This window comes from Halorussus gelatinilyticus (genome assembly GCF_023238445.1).
Taxonomy (GTDB): Archaea; Halobacteriota; Halobacteria; order Halobacteriales; family Haladaptataceae; genus Halorussus; species Halorussus gelatinilyticus.
The window spans coordinates 1,178,881-1,204,998 of the sequence record NZ_CP096658.1 but is presented as its reverse complement, the minus strand read 5'-3'; the positions used below and the strand labels follow the sequence as shown (position 1 = coordinate 1,204,998).

23 protein-coding genes are annotated in these 26,118 nt (G+C 53.9%); 15 read left to right on the top strand and 8 right to left on the bottom strand.

Annotated features, from left to right (window positions below; all coding sequences use genetic code 11):
• Positions 1 to 10: 10 nt before the first annotated feature.
• Positions 11 to 1,084 carry an ABC transporter ATP-binding protein gene (locus M0R88_RS06325; RefSeq protein WP_248656104.1) on the bottom strand — a complete coding sequence of 358 codons (1,074 nt, stop codon included), beginning with the start codon at positions 1,082 to 1,084 and terminating at the stop codon, positions 11 to 13.
• A gap of 177 nt (positions 1,085 to 1,261) precedes the next feature.
• Between M0R88_RS06325 and M0R88_RS06320 the strand changes: the two genes are divergently transcribed.
• The 3 genes from M0R88_RS06320 to M0R88_RS06310 are packed head-to-tail and all read left to right on the top strand — an operon-like array spanning position 1,262 to position 4,232.
• Positions 1,262 to 2,404 carry an ABC transporter substrate-binding protein gene (locus M0R88_RS06320; RefSeq protein ID WP_248656103.1) on the top strand — a complete coding sequence of 381 codons (1,143 nt, stop codon included), beginning with the start codon at positions 1,262 to 1,264 and terminating at the stop codon, positions 2,402 to 2,404.
• A gap of 9 nt (positions 2,405 to 2,413) precedes the next feature.
• A complete protein-coding gene (locus M0R88_RS06315) occupies positions 2,414 to 3,346 on the top strand; it encodes an ABC transporter permease (RefSeq protein WP_248656102.1) in 933 nt (310 codons plus the stop codon).
• 1 nt (position 3,347) lies between these two features.
• A complete protein-coding gene (locus tag M0R88_RS06310; protein WP_248656101.1) occupies positions 3,348 to 4,232 on the top strand; it encodes an ABC transporter permease in 885 nt (294 codons plus the stop codon).
• 162 nt (positions 4,233 to 4,394) lie between these two features.
• Here the strand turns inward: M0R88_RS06310 and M0R88_RS06305 are convergent, their stop codons facing one another.
• Positions 4,395 to 5,408, bottom strand: a complete 1,014-nt coding sequence (locus M0R88_RS06305; protein WP_248656100.1) for an A24 family peptidase — start codon at positions 5,406 to 5,408, stop codon at positions 4,395 to 4,397.
• An 88-nt stretch (positions 5,409 to 5,496) separates the two neighbouring features.
• The gene (locus tag M0R88_RS06300) at positions 5,497 to 5,742 is read right to left on the bottom strand and encodes a hypothetical protein (RefSeq protein WP_248656099.1); all 246 of its coding nucleotides are present in this window, start codon (positions 5,740 to 5,742) and stop codon (positions 5,497 to 5,499) included.
• Between the two features lie 150 nt (positions 5,743 to 5,892).
• On the opposite strand from M0R88_RS06300, the gene M0R88_RS06295 reads away from it, so the two are divergent.
• From M0R88_RS06295 to M0R88_RS06280, 4 genes are all read left to right on the top strand, one after another.
• Positions 5,893 to 6,216 carry a DUF4234 domain-containing protein gene (locus M0R88_RS06295; protein WP_248656098.1) on the top strand — a complete coding sequence of 108 codons (324 nt, stop codon included), beginning with the start codon at positions 5,893 to 5,895 and terminating at the stop codon, positions 6,214 to 6,216.
• Positions 6,217 to 6,484: 268 nt separating this feature from the next.
• Positions 6,485 to 7,936, top strand: a complete 1,452-nt coding sequence (locus M0R88_RS06290) for a PAS domain S-box protein (RefSeq protein ID WP_248656097.1) — start codon at positions 6,485 to 6,487, stop codon at positions 7,934 to 7,936.
• Positions 7,937 to 8,197: 261 nt separating this feature from the next.
• On the top strand, positions 8,198 to 8,905 hold the full coding sequence (locus M0R88_RS06285; RefSeq protein WP_248656096.1) for a hypothetical protein: 708 nt from the start codon (positions 8,198 to 8,200) through the stop codon (positions 8,903 to 8,905).
• Complete coding sequence (locus tag M0R88_RS06280) at positions 8,898 to 9,953, top strand: tyrosine-type recombinase/integrase (RefSeq protein WP_248656095.1); 1,056 nt, start codon at positions 8,898 to 8,900, stop codon at positions 9,951 to 9,953. Before M0R88_RS06285 ends, M0R88_RS06280 begins: the two co-directional genes overlap by 8 nt.
• Positions 9,954 to 10,164: 211 nt before the next feature.
• Here the strand turns inward: M0R88_RS06280 and M0R88_RS06275 are convergent, their stop codons facing one another.
• Entirely contained in the window at positions 10,165 to 11,769 is a 1,605-nt protein-coding gene (locus M0R88_RS06275; RefSeq protein ID WP_248656094.1) for a hypothetical protein, read from the bottom strand.
• Between the two features lie 755 nt (positions 11,770 to 12,524).
• Here M0R88_RS06275 and M0R88_RS06270 point away from each other — a divergent pair.
• From M0R88_RS06270 to M0R88_RS06235, 8 genes are all read left to right on the top strand, one after another.
• Positions 12,525 to 12,914 (top strand): MarR family transcriptional regulator, encoded by a 390-nt coding sequence (locus M0R88_RS06270; protein ID WP_248656093.1) that lies wholly within the window; start codon positions 12,525 to 12,527, stop codon positions 12,912 to 12,914.
• Positions 12,915 to 13,356: 442 nt separating this feature from the next.
• Positions 13,357 to 14,055 (top strand): tyrosine-type recombinase/integrase, encoded by a 699-nt coding sequence (locus M0R88_RS06265; RefSeq protein ID WP_248651668.1) that lies wholly within the window; start codon positions 13,357 to 13,359, stop codon positions 14,053 to 14,055.
• The gene (locus M0R88_RS06260) at positions 14,033 to 14,803 is read left to right on the top strand and encodes a site-specific integrase (protein WP_248651667.1); all 771 of its coding nucleotides are present in this window, start codon (positions 14,033 to 14,035) and stop codon (positions 14,801 to 14,803) included. Before M0R88_RS06265 ends, M0R88_RS06260 begins: the two co-directional genes overlap by 23 nt.
• 272 nt (positions 14,804 to 15,075) lie before the next feature.
• Positions 15,076 to 15,336, top strand: coding sequence for a DUF8139 family protein (locus tag M0R88_RS06255; protein WP_248651666.1), 261 nt, complete (start codon positions 15,076 to 15,078; stop codon positions 15,334 to 15,336).
• Between the two features lie 221 nt (positions 15,337 to 15,557).
• On the top strand, positions 15,558 to 16,208 hold the full coding sequence (locus M0R88_RS06250) for a hypothetical protein (protein ID WP_248651665.1): 651 nt from the start codon (positions 15,558 to 15,560) through the stop codon (positions 16,206 to 16,208).
• A 326-nt stretch (positions 16,209 to 16,534) separates the two neighbouring features.
• Positions 16,535 to 16,864: a hypothetical protein gene (locus M0R88_RS06245; protein ID WP_248651664.1), complete on the top strand. Its 330-nt coding sequence runs from the start codon at positions 16,535 to 16,537 to the stop codon at positions 16,862 to 16,864.
• A gap of 169 nt (positions 16,865 to 17,033) precedes the next feature.
• Positions 17,034 to 18,659, top strand: a complete 1,626-nt coding sequence (locus M0R88_RS06240; RefSeq protein ID WP_248656092.1) for an LA2681 family HEPN domain-containing protein — start codon at positions 17,034 to 17,036, stop codon at positions 18,657 to 18,659.
• Between the two features lie 475 nt (positions 18,660 to 19,134).
• The gene (locus M0R88_RS06235; protein ID WP_248656091.1) at positions 19,135 to 21,801 is read left to right on the top strand and encodes an Eco57I restriction-modification methylase domain-containing protein; all 2,667 of its coding nucleotides are present in this window, start codon (positions 19,135 to 19,137) and stop codon (positions 21,799 to 21,801) included.
• Here M0R88_RS06235 and M0R88_RS06230 read toward each other — a convergent pair.
• From M0R88_RS06230 to M0R88_RS06215, 4 genes are all read right to left on the bottom strand, one after another.
• Positions 21,755 to 23,026, bottom strand: a complete 1,272-nt coding sequence (locus M0R88_RS06230; protein WP_248656090.1) for a 5-methylcytosine restriction system specificity protein McrC — start codon at positions 23,024 to 23,026, stop codon at positions 21,755 to 21,757. The genes M0R88_RS06235 and M0R88_RS06230 overlap by 47 nt on opposite strands.
• An 8-nt stretch (positions 23,027 to 23,034) precedes the next feature.
• Positions 23,035 to 24,207 carry an AAA family ATPase gene (locus M0R88_RS06225; protein ID WP_256468593.1) on the bottom strand — a complete coding sequence of 391 codons (1,173 nt, stop codon included), beginning with the start codon at positions 24,205 to 24,207 and terminating at the stop codon, positions 23,035 to 23,037.
• The gene (locus tag M0R88_RS06220) at positions 24,200 to 24,778 is read right to left on the bottom strand and encodes a hypothetical protein (protein ID WP_248651659.1); all 579 of its coding nucleotides are present in this window, start codon (positions 24,776 to 24,778) and stop codon (positions 24,200 to 24,202) included. The genes M0R88_RS06225 and M0R88_RS06220 overlap by 8 nt, the downstream gene beginning before the upstream one ends.
• Positions 24,779 to 24,839: 61 nt before the next feature.
• On the bottom strand, positions 24,840 to 25,910 hold the full coding sequence (locus M0R88_RS06215) for a DNA adenine methylase (RefSeq protein ID WP_248651658.1): 1,071 nt from the start codon (positions 25,908 to 25,910) through the stop codon (positions 24,840 to 24,842).
• Positions 25,911 to 26,118 lie beyond the last annotated feature (208 nt).

The window sequence follows — 26,118 nt, the reverse complement described above, 5'->3', positions numbered from 1 at the left end:
TCTCGCGTCGCTACGCCTCGAAGACGACCGGCGCGTCCTCCGCGACGGCGAACGACGCCCGTTCGCCGCGCGAAATGGGCGTGTCACGGCCCTGCATGACGACCTGCACGTCCGCGAGGTCCTCCGCGCCGAGGTCCACGATGTAGTTGGTCTGGTCGCCCTGGAAGTACCGCTCGACGATTTCGCCCTCGAAGGTGGCGTCGCCGTTCTCCGCGAGCGAGAAGTCCTCGGGTCGGATGGAGACGGTCACGTCGCCCTCGCGCACTTCCTCCGAGGACGTGAACGAGAACCCGCTCCCGTTGCCGACTTCGACGGCCGTGCGACCGTTCTCGGTCCGCGCGCGGCCCTCGAACAGGTTGGTGTCGCCGATGAAGTCCGCGACGAACGGACTCGCGGGGTTCCGATAGATCTCCTCGGGCGGGCCGACCTGCTCGATGCGGCCTTCGTTCATGACCGCGAGGCGGTCGCTGAGCGTCATGGCGACCTCCTGGTCGTGGGTCACGTAGAAGAACGCGCCCTGCGTCTTCTCGTGAATCTTGCGCAACTCGACCTGCATCTGCTTGCGCAGTTTGCGGTCGAGCGAGGCCAAGGGTTCGTCGAACAGCAGGACGCTGGGTTCGTTGACGAGGGCGCGGGCGAGCGCGACGCGCTGTTGCTGGCCGCCCGAGAGGTCGCCCGGATTCCGGTCCTCGAAGCCGTCGAGGTCCACGAGTTCCAGATACTCCTCGACGTACCGCTCGCGCTCGTCGGCGTCCACGCCGGCCTTTTCGAGGCCGTAGCCGACGTTTTCCCCCACGCTCATGTGGGGAAACAACGAGTGATACTGAAAGACGAGATTGGTGTCCCGAGCGTCCGGCGGGACCCCTTCCATGTCGTGTCCGTCGAGGACTACCGACCCCTCTGTCGGACTCTCGAACCCGCTTATCATCCGGAGCGTGGTCGTCTTTCCGCACCCCGAGGGGCCGACCAGCGAGAAGAACTCCCCGCGCCTCACCGTCAAATCGACCTCTTCGACCGCAGTCACGTCGCCGAACTCCTTGCGAACCCCGTCCAGACGTATCAGCGACTCGTTACCGGTTGCCATACGTCTGGTTGCAGACTGCTCCGCATAAACAGTTTCGGTCACGACAGCAATTTTGGCATTCATTAATAAGTTCCAACTGAAACTTTTGGGTGTTCTGCTAATACACGGCAAATATTTCTATGGCTCTACGGAAGTTTGACGTAAGAATTAAGTCGCCGCTCTTTGTCCTGACATCACATGCCAAGTGACAGAAGCGAGCGGGCCGAGCAATCGGACGCGACGAACGAGTATCGTAACGACCGCCGGACCTTCCTCAAGGCGACCGGCGCGGCGGGAACCGTCGGACTGACCGCCGGCTGTATCGGGAGCTTCGGCGGTGGCGGCGGCACGCCGACCATCAACATCCTGACGTGGGAGGAGTACGCCGACCTGAAGAAGGACATCGAGAGCCGACTCGACGTGAACGTCAAGTTCACGAAGTCCACCTCGTCCTCGAAGATGTTCTCGTCGTGGAACTCGGGACAGAACGAACAGTACGACATCGCGGTGCCGAACAACAACTACGTCCCGAAGATGATGGACGCGGGACTGGTCGATTCGGTTCCGGAGGACGTGGTGTCGAACTACAGTTCGACCTACGACGTGTTCAAAGGGTTCGCCGACAACCAGTTCACCAGCGGCGGGAAGATGTACGGCGTCCCGATTCGATTCGGCTGGTACGGCTACTCCTACGACTCCCGGAAAGTGGACGACCACGAACCCACCTACGCGAAGCTGTTCGACGACCAGTACAAGGGCAAGATAGTGATGTACGACAACCACTTCAAGGCGATGAGCGCCGCGGCGCTCTACCTCGGGTATCGGGACGCCTTCGAGGGAGAGAAAATCTCGCTCTCCGAGAAGCAGATACAGAAGGTCAAACAGACCCTGATAGACCAGAAGCCGATGCTCCAGGGCTACATCGCGGCCGACCCGACCTACATCAAGTCGCTCCGGCAGGGCAACTTCGTCATCGGGCAGTCCGGCCGCAACGAGATCGTCGAGATGTGGAACAACGGCGACGACTGGCCGAAGATGGCCGCTCCGAAGGAAGGCTCGCTCGCGTGGTTCGAATCCGCCGTCGTCTCGAAGGCCTCCAGCAACAAGAAGAAGGCGTGGAAGGTCGTCAACGAGTTCATCGCGCCGAAACTCGGCGCGAAGTTGGCGAAGGTCGGCTACTCGCCCAGCGTCAACCCGAAGACCCAGAACCACCTCTCGAAGGAGGAGAACGAGATGTTCGGCTCCATCGACCCCTCGCGGCTCGAACAGATGATTCCGTTCAAGGCGGTCGAGAAGGAGGACGCGTGGATAAAGGCGTGGGAAGAGGTCAAGACCGCGTAACTCGACCCCATGTCTGTCGATACACCTCGGCGGTCGGAATCGCTCCGTGAGCGGTTGGTCAGCCAGTTCGCCTCTCGACGGAACCAACTCGCACTCACCACCACGCCCGGCCTGATATGGCTCCTCCTGCTGTTGGCCGCGCCGCTGACGTTCATGGTCACGGTCAGTTTCCTGAACGTCAACGACGCCTACCAGATCGTCTGGGAGCCGACGCTGCAGAACTACGGACAGTTGTTCTCGGGCGACGGGCCGTTCTGGGAGACCGCGTTCTTCGACTCGCTGTTGCTGTCGTACTTCATCGCGGCGGTGACGACGGTGCTGTGCCTAGCGCTGGCGTTCCCGCTCGCGTACCTGCTCGCGCGACGCGGCGGCACGACGTTCAAAGTCATCATCTTCCTCGTACTGCTGCCGTTCTTCACGATGTACCTCGTGCGGGCCTACTCGTGGTATCTCATGTTCGGCCCGAGCGGCGTCATCAACAGCGCACTCCTCAAACTCGGTATCGTCAGCGGCCCGGTCACGCTGTTCAACTACGGCGTGCCGGCCATCATCGTCGGACTGACCCACGCGTACTTCCCGTACATGCTGCTGTCGCTGTACGCCAGCCTCGACGGGCTGGACTTCTCGCTGGTCGAGGCGGCCCGCGACCTCGGCGCGAGTCGGTCGGAAGCGCTGCGCGACGTCATCGTCCCGCTGGTGCTTCCCGGCATGATAAGCGGGAGCCTGTTCGTGTTCGTGCCCGCGCTGGGGGCGTTCATCACGCCGCGGTTCCTCGGGCAGGGGAAGGTGCTGATGATCGGACAACTCATCGAGAGTCGAATCAACTCGCTGTACGCCATCGGCTACGGGAGCGCCGCGTCGATGTTCATCGTCGCCTCCATCGTGGTGGCGTTCGCCGTCGCGTTCCGGTACGTCAGCATCGAGGACTTGGGAGGTGCCTGAGATGGCGACCGAGACCGGCACCTCGGCCGACGAACCGGCGGAGACGACCGGCGGGGCGCTTCGGCTCGACCACAACGCCAAGGAGTGGCTCCTGAGTCGCGGGCTATGGGCCGTCGCCGGCGCGCTCCTCGTGTTCCTCTGGATTCCGCTCCTCGTCATGATGTTCCTCTCGTTCGCGGTGAACGCCAGCACGTTCTTCCCGTTCCGCGGGTTCACGCTGGCCCACTACGCCGCGACGTTCGCGGACGGGGCGCTCATGACCTCGCTGTTCCACAGCGTCCAGATCGCGACCCTGTCGGCGTCCATCGCCACGGTGTTGGGCGTGCTGGCGAGCTTCGCGCTCGCCCGGTACGACTTCCCCTTCAAGGAATTTTACCGGACATTCGGCATCCTGCCGATGGTGATTCCGGGGGTCGTGCTGGGCATCGCGCTGCTCATCTACTTCCGGGCGTTGTTGGGTATCACGCCCGGCTTCCTGACGGTCGTGCTGACCCACAGCGTCTACGGCTTCCCGTTCGTGTTGTTGATGGTCACCGCGCGACTCTACACGTTCGACGAGTCGCTGGAGGAGGCCGCCCGCGATTTGGGCGCGGACCCGCTCACCACGTTCTGGGACATCACGCTCCCCATCGTCGCGCCGGCCATCGGCGCGGGCTTCCTGTTCGCGTGGATTCGGTCCTTCGAGGACTTCATCCGCGCGTACTTCGTCAAGGGGACGATGGACGTGCTCACCACGTCGATGTACTCGATGATCAAGTACGGGACCGCGCCGAAGATGAACGCGATTTCCTCGCTCATCGTCTTCGTCATCGCCGCGGTGTTGGCGGTAGCGATGAACGTCGGCAACGTCACCGGCTACGTCGCGGGAACGCAGGGCGAGGAATAACCCGCCGACCGTTCTCGTTCGGCGAAACGCTCTACAGTCCGTTTTGAACGAGATACCTGTTCTCTTCACGCTACGAGACCCGTCTCTCCCCTTCTCACAATCGTTCGAGGAATCGACCGACCGACGACCGATTCCGCGACCGGACCGACGCGTCCGCCGACGCTACGCCAACCCGAAGAACGCCAGCGCCCCGAACAGGAAGTCGCCGTAGGTCAGCGCCGCGGCGGTCCCGACGAACAGCGGGACGACGAACGGGATGCCGGGCGAGACCCACACCTCCTCGGCGGTGACCAGCACGTCGAGTCCGTCGCGGAGGCCAGCGGGCGTCGTCCCGTACGCGCCGTGGTCGATGTCGTCGAGGAACGCCGCCGCGCCCCACGGGTCGTCGTCGGGCGCGTCCGCCTCGGCGACGGTCTCTCCCGGCGGTGCTTCGAGTTCGCCACCGTCGGCACGAAGCTCTTCGACGCCGACCGACCCGTCGCCCGGCGGGTTCGGTTCCGCGGGGAGGGTCGCGGGGTCCCGGAAGCGGTCGGCCTCCTCGCGCAACTCCGTCAGCGTCAGGCCGCGCCACCGGAGGTACATCCGCACCGCGTCCAAGTCCACGCCGTTGCGGGTCACGCCCTCGGGCGTCTCCAGCAGGCGGCCGTGTTCCTCGGGCACCGCGCTCCACGACACCGGTTTGCCGACGACCATCACCGGGGAGAACCGCCCGGAGACGGCGTTCCGCGCGAAGACCCCGAGCGGATACAGCGCACCGAGCAGGACGGTGTTCGTCAGAATCGTCAGCGAGAACACGCCGACCGCGGTCTGCTGGTGGGGAAGTACCCACCCGAACGCCTCGTAGGTCGGGAACGTCGGGAACAGCGCGGCGACGACGAGGAAGGCCTTCGCGTCCGCGCCGCCGAACGCTCGGAACCACCAGAAGGCGATGACCAGCGGCGCGACGAAGCCGAGACTGATGGCAGTCCGGAGCGCGAACGCGCGAGTTTCGTAGGCGGTACCGGTCCACGCCTGCCACCCCTCGACGGCCAGCAGGACGACCGCGAGCGCGGCGAGAGGGTACCACGTCCGATTGGGAACTCGGCGAGTCTTCACGTCGCGTAGCGCCGCCCAACCGAAGACGGGGACGACGAGCAGGCGCAGGAGGTCGGGTATCGAGGCGTCGAGTAGTGCCACGGCGAGTAGTTCTCCGTGAGCGAGGTTTGTTTCGGCTTCCTATATAAATGTACGAGAGGCGAACGTCGGGACCCGTCGCCGACGCTCGCTACTCGCCGTCGGTGTTTTCGTGGATTTCGGCCACTCGCCACGACGAACCGGCCCCACTCGATTCCACGAGTGTCGCCTCCACGGTGCCCGACGAGTCTGCCAACCGCTCGAACAGGTCCGCGTTCTCCCCGGGAAGCGGCACGGAGACGTACTGGTCGTCGGAACTCCGGAGGACGACCTCGCGCTCTACCGCGTCGAAGTTCCAGACCCGGAACGTGTCTCGCATCGCGTTCTGATCTGCCATCTCGTTCGTCGTTCCGTACGACGTCGAGGTGGATAACTCGCTCGTCGGTGGTCTACGGGACCTACCTGATAGCCGGAAATAAAATGTAACGCACTAGTTCGTAATTTTACAAAAGTGTCAAAATAATTTGATATAAGCCTGCCTCTCGTCATGGCGGAAACCCCGAACAGCGTAACGAAGCGTAGTCCGGTCAAGCTACTCGTGTTCACGGGCATCACGTTCGGATTATACTGGCTGTACTACGTTCACCAAGTGAACAAAGAGCTGAAAGAGGCGAGCGGGGCCAGCTACAGCCCCGGTGTGCGGACGCTGACGTTCCTGATTCCGTTCGTCAACTTCTACGCGGTGTGGCAGATAGGACAGACCGCGAACGAGGTGACCGACGATCTCTCGCCCGGAGTAGCCGCAATCGGACTGTTGGTGCCGCTCTTCGGGGCCTTCCTGATGCAACCGAAGTTCAACGAGATCGCTTGAGCGAGCCGCTCGCCGTTTCACTCTTTTCGCGCAGACCGTCGTTGCGAGCCCGGATGTCCACGGTCGGCAAAGAAATTGCGTCCGGTGGGCCGTCCCACCGTTCTCTACGCCGGACGTTAGATGACACGGCTCTCACTCTCAGTGTGGGAACGAATGAGTACATAGGATTAATCGGGTTCTCGGGATATGGCCGTGGAGACATAACCGAATCGAGGTGGCAGGGAGGAAACCACAACCATCATGACCCCTTGGTAGCTTGGAGACAGCAATGGGGTACTTGGCACGTGGGATTGAACAGGTCGGTGGACGGCGCGTCGTCCTCGCCCTTGGGGGACTCTACATCGTCATTGCCGCCGGTTTCCCCGTCACGCCAGCCGTCGGCGACAGAACAATCAACGACGTGCTGATGATTTCGTTGCTCGTCGGCGCAAGCGGTCTCGCGCTCTCCTACGGTGGCTATCGGCTCTCACCGAGCGACATCCGTCCTGACCTCTACCACGTTGTCGCCGGGTGGTGTGTCCGCGCCATCGAAGTCATGGTCGGTATCCTCCTGTTTATCTCGTTCATCACCGAACTGAACGACCCGCTTGCGAACTTCCTCATCCTCCCGGCACTTGCCAGCGTGGCCGGCCTCGGAATGGGGTATCACGATGGACAGGCCCAAACCCGAGCCGTGGACGCTGAAGAGTACAGCCAACAACTCGAACGCTACGAAACCATCGTCGAAACCGTCAACGACGGAATCTTCGTTACTAACGAAGACAACCGCTTCATACTGGTGAACGACGCCTACACCGAACTCGTCGGGTACGACCGCGAGGAACTCGTCGGCTCGCCCGCCTCGTTCGTCATGGCCGAGGAGGAGAACGCAGCGGCACTACGCGAGGAGGTGGAGCGCGACCTCGCAGAAGAGACGTTCGACTCGAAGATGTACGAGACGAGGCTGCAAACTGCGTCTGGGGAGATAATCGAGGTCGAATGGACTGTTGCACCCCTTCCAGAGTCGGAGGACACCACCCCCGATACGGTCGGTGTCGTGCGCGACGTGACCGAGCGCAACGAGCGTGAACGCCAGCTCGAACGTCAGAACGAGCAACTGGATAATTTTGCGAGTCTCCTCGCACACGAACTTCGGAACCCGGTCAACATCGGCCAAATTTATAGTCAACAGCTCCCCCGTGGGGAACAGCCACAAGCAGTAGAGTACGTCACGGAAGCGTTCGACCGCATCGAAGACTTGATCGAGGTCCTGTTACTCGTGGCACGGGGACGAGAGGCAGTCTCCGAGTGTTCGACGGTGCAACTTGCGGATGCGGCGAGACAAGCGTGGGACGAGGCGGACACGTCCGAGGCGACGCTGGACGTGACGACCGACCGGACGATAGACGTGGACGAGACGTACATCCGCCATCTGTTTCGGAATCTGTTCGAGAACGCCGTGGAGCATGGCGGGGCCAGCGTCACCGTCACGGTCGGGGACCTTTCGACTGGCTTCTACGTGGCCGACGACGGTTGTGGTATCGAACCGGACGAACAGAAGACCGTGTTCGAGACGGGTTACACGTCCTCGCAAAGTGAAGGAGGGATGGGATTAGGACTGACGTTTGTCCAAGAGATGGCGGACGTATACGGGTGGGAGTGTTCGGTGACGGAGAGTGCCGCTGGCGGGGCACGGTTTGAGTTCGAGAACGTAACCGAGACACGGCGGACAACTGAATAATTCGCACCACGTATCGAGCAAATCGCCGAACGGTCACCCGTTCGACGAAGCGGACGATGGTTCTCTCGACAGTCCCAGGAAACTACACGACCGAAGGTAGACGTACTTCACCGTCCGGTATCGGGCGACTCGGTGAAAAATGTCTAGTCTGGTGGCTGGATTCGTGGACGCGGCGTGTCCACAGCGTAGTTAAATGACGCGGTTCTCCCTTTTGATGTAATACAAGCGTTTAACACAGTCCTGTTCATAATCCAGAGTACGATGACAGATCGAAGTGAGATCGTTGGTATCCGTCTCACCCCGGAGGAGAGAGAGGAATTTGATGAGTTCATACGAGAAGAGAATGAATTCGATAGCCTAAGCCGCCTTTTCCGGGTTACAGCGTATCGATATATGAACAGCGGGGATGAAGAGGCGACAGTCGATCAGGACGAGATTATCCGTGCTGTGGATACGTCAGTCACACCACTTGAAGAACGGCTTGATCGGATTGAAGAACATGTGCTATCTATTGATTCGAGCGTCACAAATGACGATAAAATTGACCGGTTAGCACGTGACCTTTATTCTTCACTGCCGGTTCATTCCACAGGAAATGACCTGCCGGATTTCGATGAGGTCGGTCAATTCGACACGCCAAGTGATCTAGCCTTAGCCCAAGCTATTTCAACACCGGAGGTGTGGGCACAGTATTTCGACGAAGATCTCGCCGATGTCAGGCGGGCCTGTGCACGAATGTTGGAGTACTATCCTGATGTAGGATTCGTTGAAGATACAACCGAAGAGGCAGAGGCAGATATCCCAAGACACGACAATTTGTCGATTGGGGAGTCATCAAGTCATACAGATTCCACATCTGATTCCTCACCTAGGGTGTCTGTCGGGGATGAATCACTATCAGCAGGGTCAGGCGAAGAAAACCAGGATAAAAGTACAGTCCGTCGATATTACAAAGAATCGGGTGCCTGAGTTGCCTCCACGATATAAGTCCGTAGAAGACTGTCGGAACGCAATCAGACAGTACATCGGACAGTTAGAAACGGGGACAGACGACGATGATCCGGACCTCCGGGACCAAGGAAGCACCAGACGTTACAAGCAGGATCTCCGATGGTACGACCACTGGCTGGATGAGATTGAAGTTGAATCACCGGCTGACGTGACACCCGGACAAGCCAACGCAACTGGCCAAGCGTTGGCTGCGAAGTTTAATGGAACAACTGATCTATATCGGTGGGACAGGATCCACGCATTTCACGACTGGTTGGTTAGGATGGATCTGTCTGAATCAAATCCCTTCGAGAGGTGGAATAACGAAAAGGACGAAATATTCGGGTTTTCGAAAAGCTCGGAGCAATCCAGTCAATTAGAAGAAGAGGAAACATACGCTCTTTCACAAGACGAGATCAGACAGATGGAGGAAAATGTTGGGAGAAACCGGATTCGGGATCAACTCATCATTAGGCTCCTCTGGCAAACTGGAATGCGGAGAGGAGAGGCCTCAGACTTATTAATTAGTGATATTGACCAAGAGACAAGAGAAATCACGGTACGTGAGCCAGTAGCCAAGAACGATAAGAAGCGAGTAGTAGCTTATCAACATTCACTTGATGGCTTGTTGACCGAATGGTTAGAACACGGCTACAGGGACGAAAAAGCAGCCACAACAAACCACGAGCGACTTTTGGTCGGTGAGAAGGGCGCTCCACTATCGGGTGATCGAATTAACGAGATCGCCATTCAAGCAGCTGATAAAGCTGGTATCAATCGGAAAATATACGCAGATGCCAATGCACCGACCGACGATAACGGAGACAAGATCCCAAATCGATGGTTGGTAACTGCTCACAGCATCAGACATGGATTTGGGACTCACATGGTTAATGAGACCGATGCTGGACTCTGGGAAGTTTCAAAGTTGATGGGGCATTCTTCAATAAAAGTAACAGAGGAGACTTACGTCGAAGACGACCCACGAGCAGGGTTGGATCACCTCCATCAGTATGGCCCAGATTAAACTTCAGACACCGAGAGGTCCACCGGTCATCTAACACATGGTGGGTGGGTAATTATAGATTCAATTGTTATTGCGACAACCCCCAACCAAAACCCGAAAGGCATCTGACCGTAATACCATTCTGGACTATCACACCATCAGACCGGGTCTTCAGGTTCCTATTTAGCGGCTCATATTGTTCAGGATAGTGATGCCTCTGGTCAAGTGAGAGTCAGTAGAGCTGAATCACCGCTGGAGAACGATCCTGTCCCGAATTGACCCACCTCAAGTGATCCTCCCCATTAGTTCGCCGGCTCCACTCTTTGACAGCTGTACGCAAGCCAGAAACATGAGGTGCTTTCGCACACCACTCGCTATCATCAAGCAGCTCCGCGGCTTCCCGTATGGGCACCAGTTCACCCTCACATTGTACCCTATGATCTACAAAAGGATGCTCTGGTGAATCATCACGAACACCTTTCGCATCATCTGGAGTGGGTTCCATGGGTGTTTGTTGAGGGGAGGAATCTGACGACGCTGCAGATGACGTATCATTGCTCGAAGTGTGGGTGTCTCTGTCCCGTGCAGACGTCAGGTTCGTTTCACTTGATTCCGAGGAGCCAACACTACTATCAGTGGATGAAGTCTCGCCTTCTTCATCGCAGTTCTCTTCTTTCACCGACCTTTCAGAGTCTCTGACACCCTCACTCTCCTGTGCAGACGGCGATTCAGAATCTGTCTCGTCAGACGCACCTTCACTGTTGACTGTACGTTGATCCTCCTTAGGAGGACTTCCAGCAATTTCTGCATCACAGGTAGCCTCGTCAAGATCGGCGAACTGTGTCCCCAGTAGGTTCGGTGCAGCCTCACAGAAGTGAGACAGACACTCAGCGTGTATTTCATCAGAGACACTCATATTATGTAAATCTCCCTTCATCACGCTAGTGAGCTCAGCACGGTCAGCCGACCACTCATTAACACCAGCGTGTGAGAAAGCATAGGTCACCTGATGAACAAGACCTTCCAAATCTTCCACTGAGATGTTGCTGTCGTTCCCTTGGGTGATCCGGTGGAAGACCCAACCAGACTGGTTAGCAACAGCTTCAGCAACCAGATAATCGAACGACTTCCGGACTGCAGGGAAAAAGAGGTGAAAGTGTGGGGAGTACTTCACATACTCCAGAGGGTCGTCACTTGACAAGACATCAGACCAGGTCATATCTCCATTACCTTCTTTCCCACCGTGTTCGTACTGATCCTTTCTGTATTCCTTCTTAATCCGATATGGGTGATAGACTGCCCCGAACCCATCAACCTGCCAGTTCTCTTCGAGGAGTGTTTTCAGTACTAGGTAAGCCCGTTGCATCGGATTTTGAGAGTCAACGAGGAAATCAGGCAGCGAAGCCACAACGTGGTTGAAATCGACGTTCTTCTTCCCATCATAGCTAGCATAGACTTTACGCCGCAATGCATCTAGTTTTCCGGCTAGGCGGACTGCTTTCTTTTTGACCGCTGCAGGCCAATCCCGCTCACAAACTGGTGAAGCGCAACAGCGACCGAGATATTTTGGCTTTCCACATTGATTACATGCAAAGACAGGAATCTCTTCTCCGCAGTCGTCCTCTTTGAGGCCACGGCTACCAGGGAGTTCAAGTTCTGGTAAACATTCCGTGGGGTTTGAGCGGGTAGATTCTCGTTCAATAATATCACCCGGTGACGGGCCAGGTTCGCCATAGCCCGAACGGGAGAGTTCGCGGATTTCGTCTCCACCATCAAAGGCGTAGATGATTGATGGTTGGCTCCCTGTTCCGTCACCATCAAAATTATCGACACTCACCGCTCATCACCTCCCAAGTTACTACTAAGGGGCACCAGGTCGCATCGGACGAAAGTCCTATTGCGCCTGTTGACGAAGAACCAGCCAAGGACCACACCGTGATCCACGTGAGTCCGTGTTCTGGGGGCGGGCCAACGCCCCCGGTTCCTCGCCGAACCTAGTGACAGGTTTAGTTGTCACCTCCTTCACTGAGGACCCTCTTTAACGTCAGATCAGCTTGGAGCACAGACTCCTTTCCTTCAACACCGAGGGCTTTCCGAGCTTGCTTATCAATGGTCGCCTGATACTTTGGAGGACTAACCTCTATGGTAATACTCGTTGAGGTCACTGACTCATCACCCATACTCTGATATAATAAACCTCATACGTAAATACACTCGGTAAGACACAGTCGTAGTGTGGAACACGGCTTAGTATTCAAACTTATACGGACCTCCCACGACCAAGTCACCAATCTATCTAGACACCACCTAGCGGTTATCAAAATTCCATTGTTGATGTTCCCTTATAAGTGAATGGCCCCGGTCAACGCCGATTATAGGGTATCATAGAACAGTTCACAAGGGAGTTGTTTTCAGGGCCACTTGGGGTGAGGATTCTGCTCAGTCCATCTGCGAGTTTCTCAGTCGTTGTCATTGTGGGCTGCAAGACTATGATTGAGGAAAATGAATGTCGGGAACATCGTCCGTGAGGAATCCCAATAAAAATGGTCGAAAACCAGTTACTACACCATGTCGTACAATTGACTACAGCCCATGCCAGATCCCTCGGACACACACGACGCAGATATCGATCTTACACCAGGGACTGCGAAATCCGACATCGTAGCGGTCCTCTACGGCAACCCAGGCAATAGGTTCAGTACCGACGGTATTCAAGATCGGCTCGACATTCCACACACGACGGTCACAGCGACTCTCACTCGACTCAACAACGACGGACTGATCGGGAAAACCGAGGGCAGGAACTATCACGCGCTTGATCACCGAGATGACCTTCGCCGGTACGTCGGGAGCCTCAACCAGCTAGAGACGATGTTCGACGACAAGCACACCAACAGAGACGACTTCCAACTGAAGGACATCGACGAAGACGAGCTTGATACTGAGATCGTCAAGTTAGAAGCCGATCTCAATCAAGAATAACTCCTCACAGGAAGTGTTTGCCCCATCGGAGTGAATACGCCCTGCGAGGGCCACGCATCTCGAATAAGAATTTGCTGTCAAGGTCCTATTCAGTACTTTGACTGTACTGAGCGAATCAGGGTAGCAAAGAACGGCCAGAAGAACCGTTGTATGACAACCTCCCGATTGCTAAATCCGGAGTGCAACAAGACCCTTTGCCCATTTTCACCCTGTGAAGCACCGGGTGCGCGATAAGATATCCCGGGAGACACCGAATCCTTAACCCCGATATGGTCGTGCTGTGAATCTACGCTGCACACTGTGAATATGACAAAACGGCCATTTTCGCTGGAGTTACGTGTTTACTGCATAGTAACTACCGCTAAGAGTTTGAGAATATCCGGTTAGCGGGATAACTTTGCAATCATTTATGGCATTGGCCCTGTGAAGTAACTTTACCAACATGCCAGGAATGACATACAATCCGTTAGGACTCTCAGGCGATCGTGATAAGACCGGGACGTTCAGACCGGCCCCAAAGTCACAGTATATCCGGTTTCGAGAGGCTGCTAAGGACGGCGACGTCCTCGATGAGCTCATTGGTCTAACACTTACCTCAACTGGAATCCGTGCCGCCGCAATGGCACATATGACGCCATCATGGTGGTGTAACGGGCCGAACGAGCGTCCTCACGTCGAAATTCCCTATGGGGAGGTGTGCACACTCGGATCCGGAAACGGAAGCGGGGGTGACACGAATCCGACTGGTGTTCCGTGCTTCCACTGCCGAAACCGGGCAGAGAAGTACTGGGCACCGGCAGGTGCGGACTTTACGCCAAAGTCCGAGGCAGGTGTCCGACCGATCCCCGTCCGCGATGATGACACCATTCATATCCTGAACAGCTACTTCGACCTCTACGAAAATGTCGCGGCACAGGGGACGATCACTAACCGCGTAAAGAGTATCGCCGAACGGGCGGGGTTCGAACGGCGGGTGGTCGCCCACGATCTCCGTGATACGTACGGCACGCTTCTGGCGAAAAAAGACTTCGGCCCTCACAAAATCAAGGCGCTCATGGGACATGCGAACCTCGAAGAAGCGATTAAGTACATCAAGTTCGCTGGGGAGGACGTCCAGGATGAGTATGATGATAAGTGGTGACCCTCCTGAGAACCTCAGTGACCGTCAGCTGAAGGTTTACCCAGGCAGACAGTCGCTCCCGCTCACAGACGACGGCGTCAATGCGTTCAGGAAAGCTAGCCGAGACGGAGACCACAAAGACCGTCTTCTAGGCGAAGGGCTCCTCTTGACCGGTTTGAAGCCTGGGACATTCGCTCACATGACTTCGGAGTGGCTGGAGTGGGACGGCAGTCGTCTCTTCGTCCGTGTCCCGGGTGATCGTACCGAGTGTACCGTGAGTCCCGGACGGAAAGGACGAACGACCAGCGGCGGCGGCCACCCATGTAGAGACTGCAAGCACCTGAGAGACGGATATTGGTCGCTGAACGGCACACTCCAACCACGACGAGTGCCAGTACCTGAACCGGAGTTCGCTGACTTCATAGAGACATACTTCGCCACACACGATCGAGTCTGTACGCCCGCAACGGTGAACCATCGGTTGGAGAATATTGGGAAGCGCGCCGGTAGCGACAAGACCATCTCGGGGGCAAATCTGCGGATGACGTTCGGAAAGATACTAGCCGAGAAGGGATTCAAGGGAAACATTATCCGCCAAGTTATGGGCTTCCCAGACACACACCAAGGACGCTCCCTGACTCAGCGGTATTTCATCCTTTCAGAACAGCATGAAAACCCGACGTATCATTGCGGTGAAGAAGCTACAGCGAGCGATCTCTGCCGTCGCACAGTGTTCTTTCCGGATAGTGTATGCTACTATCACGAGTGACAACAAGATTCAGAAACGGGTCTCGCCCGTAGAATGTAGCAGTTGTATGTATTCTAGCGTTATCTCATCTGAGGAGAACCGTGTCCGAGTCCGAAGAGTGATAGGATAAGGGGAGTCTCGTGGAGTACGGAATTCGGTGTTCGAAAAGCCGCTCTAAACGGTTTCGGCTACTCAGCCATCGTATTACCTCATCGTTGATCAGCTGGGGAGGTTCTCAACTTCACGGACATTTCACAAAGGACTGATGCAGCTTGGCTGGTCAACACGAACCAATGGAAGATATTCCCCAGCCTGCAAGTGAGCCATACTCTGTTGGAGAAAAAGTACAGATATACATCGAGTCTGCCGATCCAGACTCCAAGTATAATAACATGATTTGTGAGGTCCTTGAAGTCTTCACAGATGACCTTGGTACAGAAACCAAACGGAACACAGATTCATACTCATATATTCTTCTGAACATAGAGTCAGACGAAGATCTCCCAATATCGTTTCGCCATCGGGACTTAGTACCGTTTGATGACAGCCAGTAGAAGACATTACTTTCACCTTCTGTAATCCAACTCCTAAACGTTCGACCAAATCACTCGGAAATGCTGTTATTGGCGGTATGATTAGTGAGCTTCCCAGAATTCGGAATAGAAGTCAGACTTATCCAAGCCCGGATGAATTTGAATGTTCGGGTAGAACGTCTTAGAACCACTTTCACTCGGGTTTGCAGACAATTATGTTAGTGGATGGTGTATAGATCGGTATGGGAGATCTCGCACCAGTCGCCTTCGATATTGAGACGTCAGGACTTCAAGAGGGATCTGTAGTGACTGTTGCAGGATTCTCACACCAACTTCGGAATTGGTTGGTTCTCAACACTCAAAGTCGCCCTGCTGATCGTGGTCTCCTTAGAGATGAGCTGGGTCAGTATACAAACAAATCGACTGAACTCAGAGTCGTTGATAACGAAGAGGTGCTACTACAGACCCTTGCACAATTCGTTGATGAAGCTATTGATGGCGACATGCACTATTTGACGGCCTACAATGGAGAAGTTTGGAAGGGTGGATTTGACCTTCCATTTCTTAGATCTGCATGTCTCCGGAACGATATTCCATGGCCATTCCGCGAAATTCCCTACGCCGACATGATGGATGCGATCAGTCGTTTCGACACAAACGATGTGCGCGACTTGGTAGGAGTTTACGACATGCTCATTGGTGATGTAAGCTATGATCCATTCGACGATAGTAAAGCCGCTGTTACAGCATTTGAGCAGGCAGAATGGGCACCACTGCTCAGGCACAACTTGGCCGATATCGAGCGTACAAGGGAACTCGCCGAGCTCGCCGGAAGATATGTTCCGAGATCCGACTTTTCGATGAAAAACCTTGCACCACCGGATATCCAGTAATCCAACTCATGTTCATAGCGATACACACACCAAGCGAGCAGTTGGTTGATGGCTCCGAGGTAATGGATCCAGAGTCACGTTACACAGATGATGACACTTATCATTGCCTACTCTGTGCTGAGGAGGTAGTATTCGACAGACATGCTGACACCCACCGACAATTCCTTCACACCGATGGGGACCAAGACGACTGCTTCAGCCGAGCACAGACTTCAGTCGTCCATCAAATGGGATGTGAACTCGCAATCAAAACGGCCTGTAATCAGCTGGGGTACAATCGAGATTCCGTTCAAATCGAATCGCAAATCACCAAAGGCAATGGCTCGATGACCGCTGATGTATATATCGAGGAACCGGAACCAGTCGTTTTCGAGATCTACTACCGAAGCAGATTGGCAGCATTATACCGAAAGCTCGATGTTATTCTTGGGACAGGAAAATTCTGTCACGTAGTTTGTGTTGTCCCTGGAAAATACACCCCTGCTCATTCACCAGATGCATTTGACGATGCCCTACAGAAGTATGGTCCTGTAGAGGTTGGCAGATTTGTCCCTGAATTCAACCAGTTGACTGTGGGTACCAGAATAACAAAAGACAAAGTTGAATTGAAACTTCCAAGCAGCGTGCCTGGATCTGCCTATATCCTTGGGGGTTGATTGGATTCTCAAACCAGTTTATCGCCCATGTACGTGTCGCTTCAGAAGGAGAACATCCTCTGATACAGTTCGCAGTCTCTATCGACAGACTGTTTCATCCAAAGTTGTATCTAAAAATAGCGCTTCAATATGCCGAAAGCTCACGTTCACTGCACCGTGAGACTACACCATGCCTGACGTCCCAGATAATCTTCAGGACCTTTCCGAACACATCCACGTGAACCGTGGTATCGAGAATCCAGACGCCGCGTACACTACCCTCGTCAACGCAGACGATGCAGACTGGGCGGAGCTCCACGATGAAACGCGACTACACCTCACCGGCGTGCTGTACAACCTGTCGGAAGACCTGCAACGGCAAGACGGGTTAGATCGCATCATCGAATTGCACACCGAAACGTTCCCCGACACTGACGCCTTGTCACCGGCACACGAAGCGATTCGACACTACCAATTAGCGAACGCGTACTCGCTCCGACACACCGTCACCGGCGACGATACGCAACACACGTTCTTCGAATCTACCGACCTGTTAAACGCGATCGGGCATGCCAGAGCTAGCGTCAGCGACGAATACGACACCGACGTCACACCCACACAACAACTCCAACGGTACACGAATTTCGCCGGGTACCTCGCCAGAACCGGAAGGGTATGCGAAGCACTGCACTGGCATCACAAAGCCGTTGAAATCAATCCGGAACACGGCATGGCGCTCGGCAAACGCGCAATCACGAAACAGTACTACGCTAGCCTGGTACCGTCACAATCGTACGCCGCCCGGATCCTCCACTCAGCGTACACCGATTACGAAGCCGCGTTGCAGAACGCTGACGACGTGTACCCGCAAGCCAAGACACGATTCCGAGCCGGGATGGAGTCTATCGAACAGTTCGCCGACGACCAGTTAACGATCGAAACTGAAGACGAGTACGAGCTCGGTGACGGGAAATTCGACGTCAAGTACCACGAGTGGGTGCTCAACAACCGGTTGTACCTGAACCCGTTGAACGATATCTCAATGCACTCATTCGTCGCGCACGACCCTGTCACACTCCCGGGAATGATCATGCCCGATGGAGAGGAATTTCCGTATCCCGGTGTATTCAACCAGATCAAACAGGAGTTCGTGTCCGCGCGGTACATGTATTATGAAGGGTGGATGAGATCAGTCGGGCATTCCTCTGATAGGAATGTCACGCTGCAAGATACGCTCGATTACTCCGTGTACGGGTACCGAACCGAGCAAATCAAATCCGCGTTCCGAACGGCGTACTCCGTATTCGATAAAATCGCCGTCATCATCAACGAGTACTACGATCTCGGACACGACGACCCGTCATTCCGGTCAGTATGGTACAACCGTGGGCACTACAGTAAGGGGTTAGAAGAACAGTTCGTGGACTCGGATAACTGGGCGTTGAACGCGTTGTTCTGGCTCAGGAAAGATTTCCATGAAGACTCCGGGCAGAACGACGACGAGTCGCCGGTTGTGGTCGCGCATGAACTCCGAGACCTCCGGAATGCGATCGAGCACGACTATCTTAAAGTGTACCGTGATGGGATCGTGTCCGAACCCCCGGACAGAAGTTGGTTGCAAGACACGCAGTACTACCCGGTCGGTGAGAAAGAGTTGCGAGAGGTGACGGTGGAAATGCTGCGATTAGCTCGCGCAGCGCTGCTGTACACGACGTTCGCGTTAGCAGAAGAGGAACGGATGAAGCGAGAAGAAATTGACGGGACTGTCCTGCCGATGGGCGGGAACGCCACGATACCCGATGATGAGAAACGGTGAGTTCGGTGTTACGATCGGGAGAGCGGGCGGGAACGGGCGACAGTGATTCCAGAGTGTTTCGGTGTTACGCGCGTAACACGAATCCTCGAAAAACATGGTGAAAAAGGCAGAATCGCGCTCGCTCCGCTCACGCGAATGCTCGCGGTCAGTTCGTAATATTCAGCGACAAGTCGTTTCAGATGAGAAGATAACTAAAGAATGGGATTTCAACAGATCAAATCTACATCAAGAGATTTGCATGCATTGAAGTATGTAGGGAGACGTCGACGCATGCTGGTCGATCAGCCATGTGAACCAGTTCCCAAAAGAGAGAGTGAATCCCTCGGTGTGGTGGCCGAGGGACGCCTGATCGGACCCGGCGTGGTGGCCGGGTATTCGGGTTAGTGGTATGAGACCTCACCACTGCTTTCCAATAATCCATACCTTTTAGCCGAATCTACGTCTAAGATATTCCAGAGCAGACCCCACGTCACATATGGTAGAAAGCAAAAATCTCCCTCCTGCGGTTGATGCACTCTCCACGTATGTAGCGTCCGCCATCGATCAGGTTGGCGATGGTGAACAGAGTTTCGAGTCGATCGAGCAAGACTGTAAACGAGTTACGCTTCAATCAATAGTTAGCGTTACACACGCTACACAGCAGGGTGTAGATCCCTATACAACATGGATTGACCTCAGAGACGCTGCGCTGTCGAATAAGAAACATGCTCTAAATCCACTCTTCCGTACGGGTTCGATTGACGCTACTAGTTTACCTGTTGAGCAGGTACTTTCTGCTCATACCAACAATTGGGAATCCAAAGAGCCAAACGCATTTGATCCAATCAGCAATGCTCTGGAATCGTTCACTGAGTACCAACCTAATCCCGACGTAGACGAACTGCACTATGAATCAGCTAATGACGATCGAAGAGTCTCTGGGACATATCTCACACCGATTGAGTTAGCAAAACGAGCTGTTAGGCCAGCTACCGAACGGAAGGTCCGAGAACGATGCCAAGAACATAATTGCTGGCCGGGCGGTATGGATGATTTCGAACGTGTTGATGCTGAGGACATAGGAAACGTAGTTTCGTCATTAAGTATTGTGGATCCAGCCTGTGGATCCGGCAGTATGCTACTTGGTGTTCTTGAGGTGCTAGCACCTGTTATTGCAACATCAATCGCGGGGTCTAGTGACCCCGATTCGGATGATCTAACCGAGGCCAACCAGCTCATCGTAGAAAATGCATTTTATGGGGCAGATGCTAACCGGCTCTCCCGAGAAGCTTGTTTGGCGGTTCTCTGGGCTGAAGGCGGTTTTGCCGCCTCGGAACTGGGTCCTAGCCCGGATCGATTCGTCGTCGGAGACTCTCTCCAAGGTTCGGTCAGACAACAACGTCTTTCAAGTATAGAATCTGCCGAAAACGGAACCACCTATCGTGAGCAACTACGTCCTATTAACTGGGGGCAGGAGTTTGATCAGGTCTTCAGTTCGAACGATGGGTTTGATATCGTAGTGACGAATCCACCTTGGGAGCGGGTTAAAGTGCAGACTAGAGAGTTCCTTGCGGCGAGACAGCCAAAGCTTGCAGAGGTTGGCACATCTGCAGAGCGAGGGGATCAAATCGCCGGAGAGCGGTATGAGAGCGTGCAAACCGACCTACAACAGGCACGAGACCAAGCAAAAAAATACGCCGACGAGATCCGGGATTCTGTTGATTACGAATGGACCAACGTGGGAATGCTAAACTTGTATAGTTTGTTCGTCGAACGTTCGTTGCAGATAATTTCAGAGAGCGGCTACTGTGCGTTTATTGTCCCCACAGGGATTGCGACGGACTACTACACCAGTGACTTCTTCGAGCATCTTACGACACAAGGTAAATTGGTCTCCCTGTACGACTTTGAAAACCGAGAGAAACTCTTTGAGGATGTTGACGGACGGACAAGGTTCTCGCTGCTTACGCTCTCAAACGAACCATCGTCAAAAGAGGCTGATTACGTCTTCTTTGCCCATGAGCCATCCGATATCGATGATGAATCTAGACACGTCAAGTTAAGTCCGAATGAGATCGGTCAGTTGAATCCAATAACAAAGACTGCACCTCTTGTTCGTGGACGAAAAGCGCTCGAAATCCTTCAGAAGCAGCACGATATTTCACCGATATTTGTAGGTGAGGAAGGAGACGAAGAAGCGGAGAACACCAATCCGTGGGGCGTCACGTATAAGAGGATGTTCGATATGTCTACAGACTCAGATCAGTTCATCTCAATCAATGAACTTTCAGACGGAACACGAGAGAGAAATGGCGACATCAACATGGGCGATGAGACGTACAAGCGGTTGTATGAGGGTCGTATGGTGGGACAGTACAATCATCGGAAATCTCACGCGAAGGACGCTGACGGCAACCTGTTCCGATCTGGGACGAAAGAGCCCACCAAAGAGACGAACTTATCCAACCCCGATTTCACCGTGAATGCTCGGTATTATCTCCCGTCCGAGTCCGTTGATGCTGCAACTCCAGGTGATTACCCACATGAGTGGTTTATCGGGTTCAAGGATATTACCAGCGCGACGAACTCTCGGACTATGATTGCTTCTGTTCTCCCCCATACAGCGGTGGGCAACAAATTCCCCCTGTTGCTTACTTCTCGTCCCGCCAGAGAGGTGGCATGTTTGCTGACGAATCTCAATTCAATGGCGTACGACTTTGCGTGCCGTCAGAAGATTGGGAATGTCACCCTCAACTGGTATATTGTGAGGCAGACGCCAGTTCTCTCTCCAGAAGTGTATCGAGGGCAAACGATTCGAGGTGAGCCAATGGTAGACTGGATAAGCGAGCGAGTGGCAGAGCTGACATACACCGCCCATGACCTGGATTCGTGGGGTGATGATCTTGGCTTCCAATCAACGCCCTATGATTGGGATTCCGAACGAAGAACGGAACTCCGGGCAGAGCTTGATGGGCTCTTCTTTCACCTCTATGAGCTCACAGAGACTGACGTGAATCATATTATCAATAGTTTCGGAGCACTTCGCCGTCGCGGAGATGGAGAGTTCGAGTACAAGTCACAAGTGCTGGACGTCTATCGATCGCTCTCTGACGAGTTTAGCCGTGAACAATCGAATGAATCTCTGTCTGTATCGACTCGGTGAACCTTTCGATATTCCTGAATTTGAATGAGGAAGGGTCAATTTCGACCAGATGTATCCTAAGAGGATTTCCAGCACCCTGAATGGACCATGGCCCAGTGTATTGGTCTGACACCGAAGGATATACGAGACCGACGTCCTCAATCTCTCGCGCTCTTCCGGCTGCCATTACTTGGTAGACTTCGCTGAGGTCGGGTCGCTTCTCACCCCGGTTGTCTGGTTGGTCCCAGTCGGCTGAAACCACGTATTTCGAATCAAGTAGGAGATCTCCCTGAGAAGTCTGCAAGACGTGGTCGGGATACGCAGTCAGATTTGATGGTGTTGTGGAGACATGAGTCGGAGGTTCAGACGTGAATTTCCAATCTTCGTCACGGGAGATGTAACTTAGACAAGCATCAACAAAATCCTGATACAGATCATGTGTGCTTATCAATACTCCCTGAAGATCCAGCTCGTCACTTCGGAGTGAGGGTCCTTCGTTCCGCCTTAGCCAAATGGCGAGCTCAACTGCCCGTTCAAAACGGCGATATTGGGGTGGGATAAATAATCGATCCAATTGGGCCAAGCTTGGTGGTTGCTTACTAGCTTCTGACAGTCTAGTCTCTAACTCCAGCAATCTGCTTCGTACAGACGGATCAGTCGTGAGATGTGCGTATTCATTGGCGGCCCACCGAAGTACCCTCCCGAGTATTGTATCTACAGATAGTTCATCAGACTCGGAAACCACTTTAGTTGGGTCTTTCAGCACCTGAGGGTACAAGTCTTCGATAACGAGACGTCCTCTTACGGCACCTGCAGTCTCCTTTCTACGGACATATTCTGTCGGAAGGCCATGGCGAAGACCATCTCGTAACTGGTCAGCAAATGCCCCTGCCAGCAGATCGACGAAAGTAGAGACATCTCTTTCACCCGTGGCTGAACTTACTAAGTCAAAGCTCTCTGTCTGAGAGAACGCTAGAATGTCAGCAACACTTCCATGCCAATTGTCCACCTCTTCTGGGAACAAATATTTCGGGACAATCTCTATACTATCACCAGCTACGGTGACCTGTCCCGTGACTCCAAGTGGTCTGATTTCAACACCATTTGGGATTACCGTCACGTCAAAGACGTCGCTTGTTCCCAATCGAGCAGCCCAGTGCTCCTCCGCATAGTCAAATGCTTCAGCTAACTGACTTGGATTACCTCTAATCTGGACTGGGTCGCCGTACTCTTGGACAAGGACCATTGTTCGTCTCAGTCAGATCGCGCAAGGCCATGAAGGACTGTTCGCTGATCAGCGGTGTCCAAATTACGAAGATCCGGTAGTTGAAGTGGACCATCAGCTCCGACCTTGCCCCATTCGGCGGGAATTTCGTCACGATGATATGGGTTATTCATGCCATTAAGAGACTCATCTGCCTTCAGTAGTGTCGCTAGTTGATCCTCACGGGACCGGAAGACTTCACGAAGCTTGGGCAGAATTCGGCTATCCCAAGCCACAGCAAGTTCTTCTATGGCCTCTGTGTCAGAATCTGCCTCTCCGACAGACCACACGTATCCGGGTCCAAGCTGAAAGTCGTCGCCGTATACGCTCCGCAAGAACTGGTTTGTTCGCCAAAGAAGAGCAATAGCGATCTTTTCAGGCGATACAGACTGTGGATCTGGCGATAATTCCACCCCAGTAACAGCGTCAGTTCCGAGATGGTCCGCAAGCGCTGTATAGTCTGGTTCAACGCTCACCTGATCGAAGCGGCGAGCGAGAGCTGAATCTAGAGGTGCCGTTGATCGGTCAAGAGAGTTCATTGATGCAACTAAATACAGGTTCTGAGGGAGATGGAACGGAAATTCGATTGTAAAATCGTCTCCCCACGGATTCTTCACCTCGTCTCCATCGTCAAGCTGTTGGAAAGTAATCCCGACAGTGGATTGTTGTTGATCACCGTCCGTATCAAGACGCTTGTCAGGTTCCATCAGCGTGATGAATTGACCAAATACTTTCGAGACGTTAGCCCGGTTAATTTCGTCAATAAAGATCACGCTGGTATTCCCATTCCGAGCATGTTCTGCCAACGAGAGCAGGATACCAGCACGGGGCTCTAAGCTAACTCCACCATCAGTAGGTTGTGGCCGTAACCCTACGATAAATTCTTCGTGTGTCGTACTTTCGTGAAAGGTAAGCCAAGCTGTTTTCACCTCCCCTGGAAAGTCACGATCATCACCAGAGGGTTCACCAGTCTCAAATGGTGCTTCGATTGAAGAAGAATCGAACACCTTACTGGGTTCTTGTTCTGCCTCTGACCCAGACTCCAGCTCATTCTGGAGCTTGAGCATGAGATCTGTCTTTCCTGTTCCTGGTGGACCATATAACAAGACGTTGTGATTGGATGCTAACCGATCTCGAAGGGTGGTCACACTAATCCTACTCATTGATATTTGATGCATCCTCCAAAGTCACGTCCGTGAATCTAACAATTCCGAAGTTATTACGCTTTCCAGCCGAATCCCACTGATGTGCCAGCTCAGGTGGGAAACGCCTCAATGTTTCTGGCGAGGTATCAGTCGCTGCCCGGGCATGGAAGTTACCAGATGTGTCTTTGACAAAATAGATAATTGGTGGATCAATATCGTAATAATCATCATCGTCCCACGGAATCTCATCTGGGCTCGGAAAACCGTAGTCTGATGACCAGAGTACGTATCGATTTTGGTCCTGATCTGCAATTCGCCATTCGCCACCCCGTCTGTCCAATTTACAGGTGATCTTGATCGGTCCTTCAGACCCGGGGACATCGTCCACGGGTTCAACCCTTAGATTTTTGTCAATTACTTTCTGTCCGCTAGGGGGGAACGGGGATACGTCGAAGAAGTCCGCAATCTCCTCTTTTTTCGAAGGAGGGAGTGTGATGTGCTTGGCAGACCCTCCTCCCTGACCTGCGTACAGCCCGTTCATTGCTGAGTAGTCGGTCCTCGTTAGAAATTTCCAGAGAACCTGATCCACGTGACGTGTGTCCATAAGATGTCAACAATAAGCCTACCAATATAAATTTGGCCGGAGTCGGCTAAGCCAACTCCACCACATACAACGCTTCAGTTAGATCGCCCGATTTCGCTTCTGTGTTGCTTTTGTACCGTTGATGATCAAATGTATGGAGTTCTACAGACCCATGGTTAGTGAGAATATTGTTAAGTTCGTCAGGAGTTATGTGTCCTTCATCGCTGTAACTGAGGAACACGTACTCTGTATCAAGGTTAGATAAGAGACCATCCAACTTCCCACCAGCTCTGCGCTTATGGCAGTAGTCAGAGCTCTTTGGCTTCCAATCCGGTAAGCCGGTTTTCCCAGACACAGATGGGTTCGTTTTCTGTGAGATTGTCTCAGGAAGATGGTAGTACGAGGCATATTGTCGCTTCGTGTACGGTGGGTCAAGATAAACAGCTGGAACTGAAAGATCGGTAGCTAATTTATTCGCGTCCTGTTGGAAGATCTTGTGATCAAGTGGTCCATCAGGAATCTCCGAGGGCGTCAATTCCAACGATTCTTTTGCGCGCTCATACCATGATTTCAGGAACGCACCATAGGTTCCGGCCGTATTAGCAACCTCATTTGTGGCCTGAATAAGATCGTAGATCAAGAGCGCGTGCTCATCATCGCTGATTATCCCGTCGTTGTGCCACTGATGTACCCTCTGCCGAATTGCATCAATCTGCTTCGCGTTTTCGTTCGTGAAATACTGTCTTGGCTCCTCTCGGTCGGCAGTTCCTCCCGGAGAATAGGTAGAGTACACGAAACCAGGAATGCCCTCAACCTGATTCAAGTATGACAACGTCTGTGTATATCCCGAACGCTGTATGAATTGGTTGCTAACTTCACTGACCTCAGGTGCTTCCTCAAGCAGCATCTCAAATGCTGGTTGGGGTGGATTGCAGAGTTGGGCGCGTGCAGAGAGGCAACAGTGGGTGAGTAGGTCATTAGCAACAACGGAATGTCCTGATTGCTTCAAACCTGCTGCAACACTGCCTGTACCGGTAAAAAGATCGCCGATACGAGTAGACTGCCCCACAGTAGAATCGATAACAGAGACGATCTCAGAGACCAGTTTTTGTTTGTGGCCAATGAACCGGATACCCATATTGTTTCGAATACAGCGTAACCATAGTTATCAGTTCTTCGTCCCGCGTCGGTTCCCTCCCACCAGTGCGACCCAGAAGCACACTTCCCCGGAATGGCGGATTGCAGGATAAGAATTACTTCTCCCGTCAGTATTAACTACTATTGCGACAACCCCCTATTCGAAACTACCTGTGTTCTCAATGCGCCCCAGTGCCATCGATGATGTG

What these genes read in the sequence shown, in the direction of transcription:
- M0R88_RS06290 (WP_248656097.1), top strand. Translation starts at nt 6,485, where the DNA reads ATGGGGTACTTGGCACGTGGGATTGAACAGGTCGGTGGACGGCGCGTC.
- M0R88_RS06325 (WP_248656104.1), bottom strand. Translation starts at nt 1,084, where the DNA reads ATGGCAACCGGTAACGAGTCGCTGATACGTCTGGACGGGGTTCGCAAG.
- M0R88_RS06240 (WP_248656092.1), top strand. Translation starts at nt 17,034, where the DNA reads ATGCCTGACGTCCCAGATAATCTTCAGGACCTTTCCGAACACATCCAC.
- M0R88_RS06225 (WP_256468593.1), bottom strand. Translation starts at nt 24,207, where the DNA reads ATGAGTAGGATTAGTGTGACCACCCTTCGAGATCGGTTAGCATCCAAT.
- M0R88_RS06245 (WP_248651664.1), top strand. Translation starts at nt 16,535, where the DNA reads ATGACCGCTGATGTATATATCGAGGAACCGGAACCAGTCGTTTTCGAG.
- M0R88_RS06315 (WP_248656102.1), top strand. Translation starts at nt 2,414, where the DNA reads ATGTCTGTCGATACACCTCGGCGGTCGGAATCGCTCCGTGAGCGGTTG.
- M0R88_RS06260 (WP_248651667.1), top strand. Translation starts at nt 14,033, where the DNA reads ATGAGTATGATGATAAGTGGTGACCCTCCTGAGAACCTCAGTGACCGT.
- M0R88_RS06230 (WP_248656090.1), bottom strand. Translation starts at nt 23,026, where the DNA reads ATGGTCCTTGTCCAAGAGTACGGCGACCCAGTCCAGATTAGAGGTAAT.
- M0R88_RS06270 (WP_248656093.1), top strand. Translation starts at nt 12,525, where the DNA reads ATGCCAGATCCCTCGGACACACACGACGCAGATATCGATCTTACACCA.
- M0R88_RS06300 (WP_248656099.1), bottom strand. Translation starts at nt 5,742, where the DNA reads ATGGCAGATCAGAACGCGATGCGAGACACGTTCCGGGTCTGGAACTTC.
- M0R88_RS06310 (WP_248656101.1), top strand. Translation starts at nt 3,348, where the DNA reads ATGGCGACCGAGACCGGCACCTCGGCCGACGAACCGGCGGAGACGACC.
- M0R88_RS06265 (WP_248651668.1), top strand. Translation starts at nt 13,357, where the DNA reads ATGCCAGGAATGACATACAATCCGTTAGGACTCTCAGGCGATCGTGAT.
- M0R88_RS06285 (WP_248656096.1), top strand. Translation starts at nt 8,198, where the DNA reads ATGACAGATCGAAGTGAGATCGTTGGTATCCGTCTCACCCCGGAGGAG.
- M0R88_RS06215 (WP_248651658.1), bottom strand. Translation starts at nt 25,910, where the DNA reads ATGGGTATCCGGTTCATTGGCCACAAACAAAAACTGGTCTCTGAGATC.
- M0R88_RS06255 (WP_248651666.1), top strand. Translation starts at nt 15,076, where the DNA reads ATGGAAGATATTCCCCAGCCTGCAAGTGAGCCATACTCTGTTGGAGAA.
- M0R88_RS06235 (WP_248656091.1), top strand. Translation starts at nt 19,135, where the DNA reads ATGGTAGAAAGCAAAAATCTCCCTCCTGCGGTTGATGCACTCTCCACG.
- M0R88_RS06295 (WP_248656098.1), top strand. Translation starts at nt 5,893, where the DNA reads ATGGCGGAAACCCCGAACAGCGTAACGAAGCGTAGTCCGGTCAAGCTA.
- M0R88_RS06250 (WP_248651665.1), top strand. Translation starts at nt 15,558, where the DNA reads ATGGGAGATCTCGCACCAGTCGCCTTCGATATTGAGACGTCAGGACTT.
- M0R88_RS06320 (WP_248656103.1), top strand. Translation starts at nt 1,262, where the DNA reads ATGCCAAGTGACAGAAGCGAGCGGGCCGAGCAATCGGACGCGACGAAC.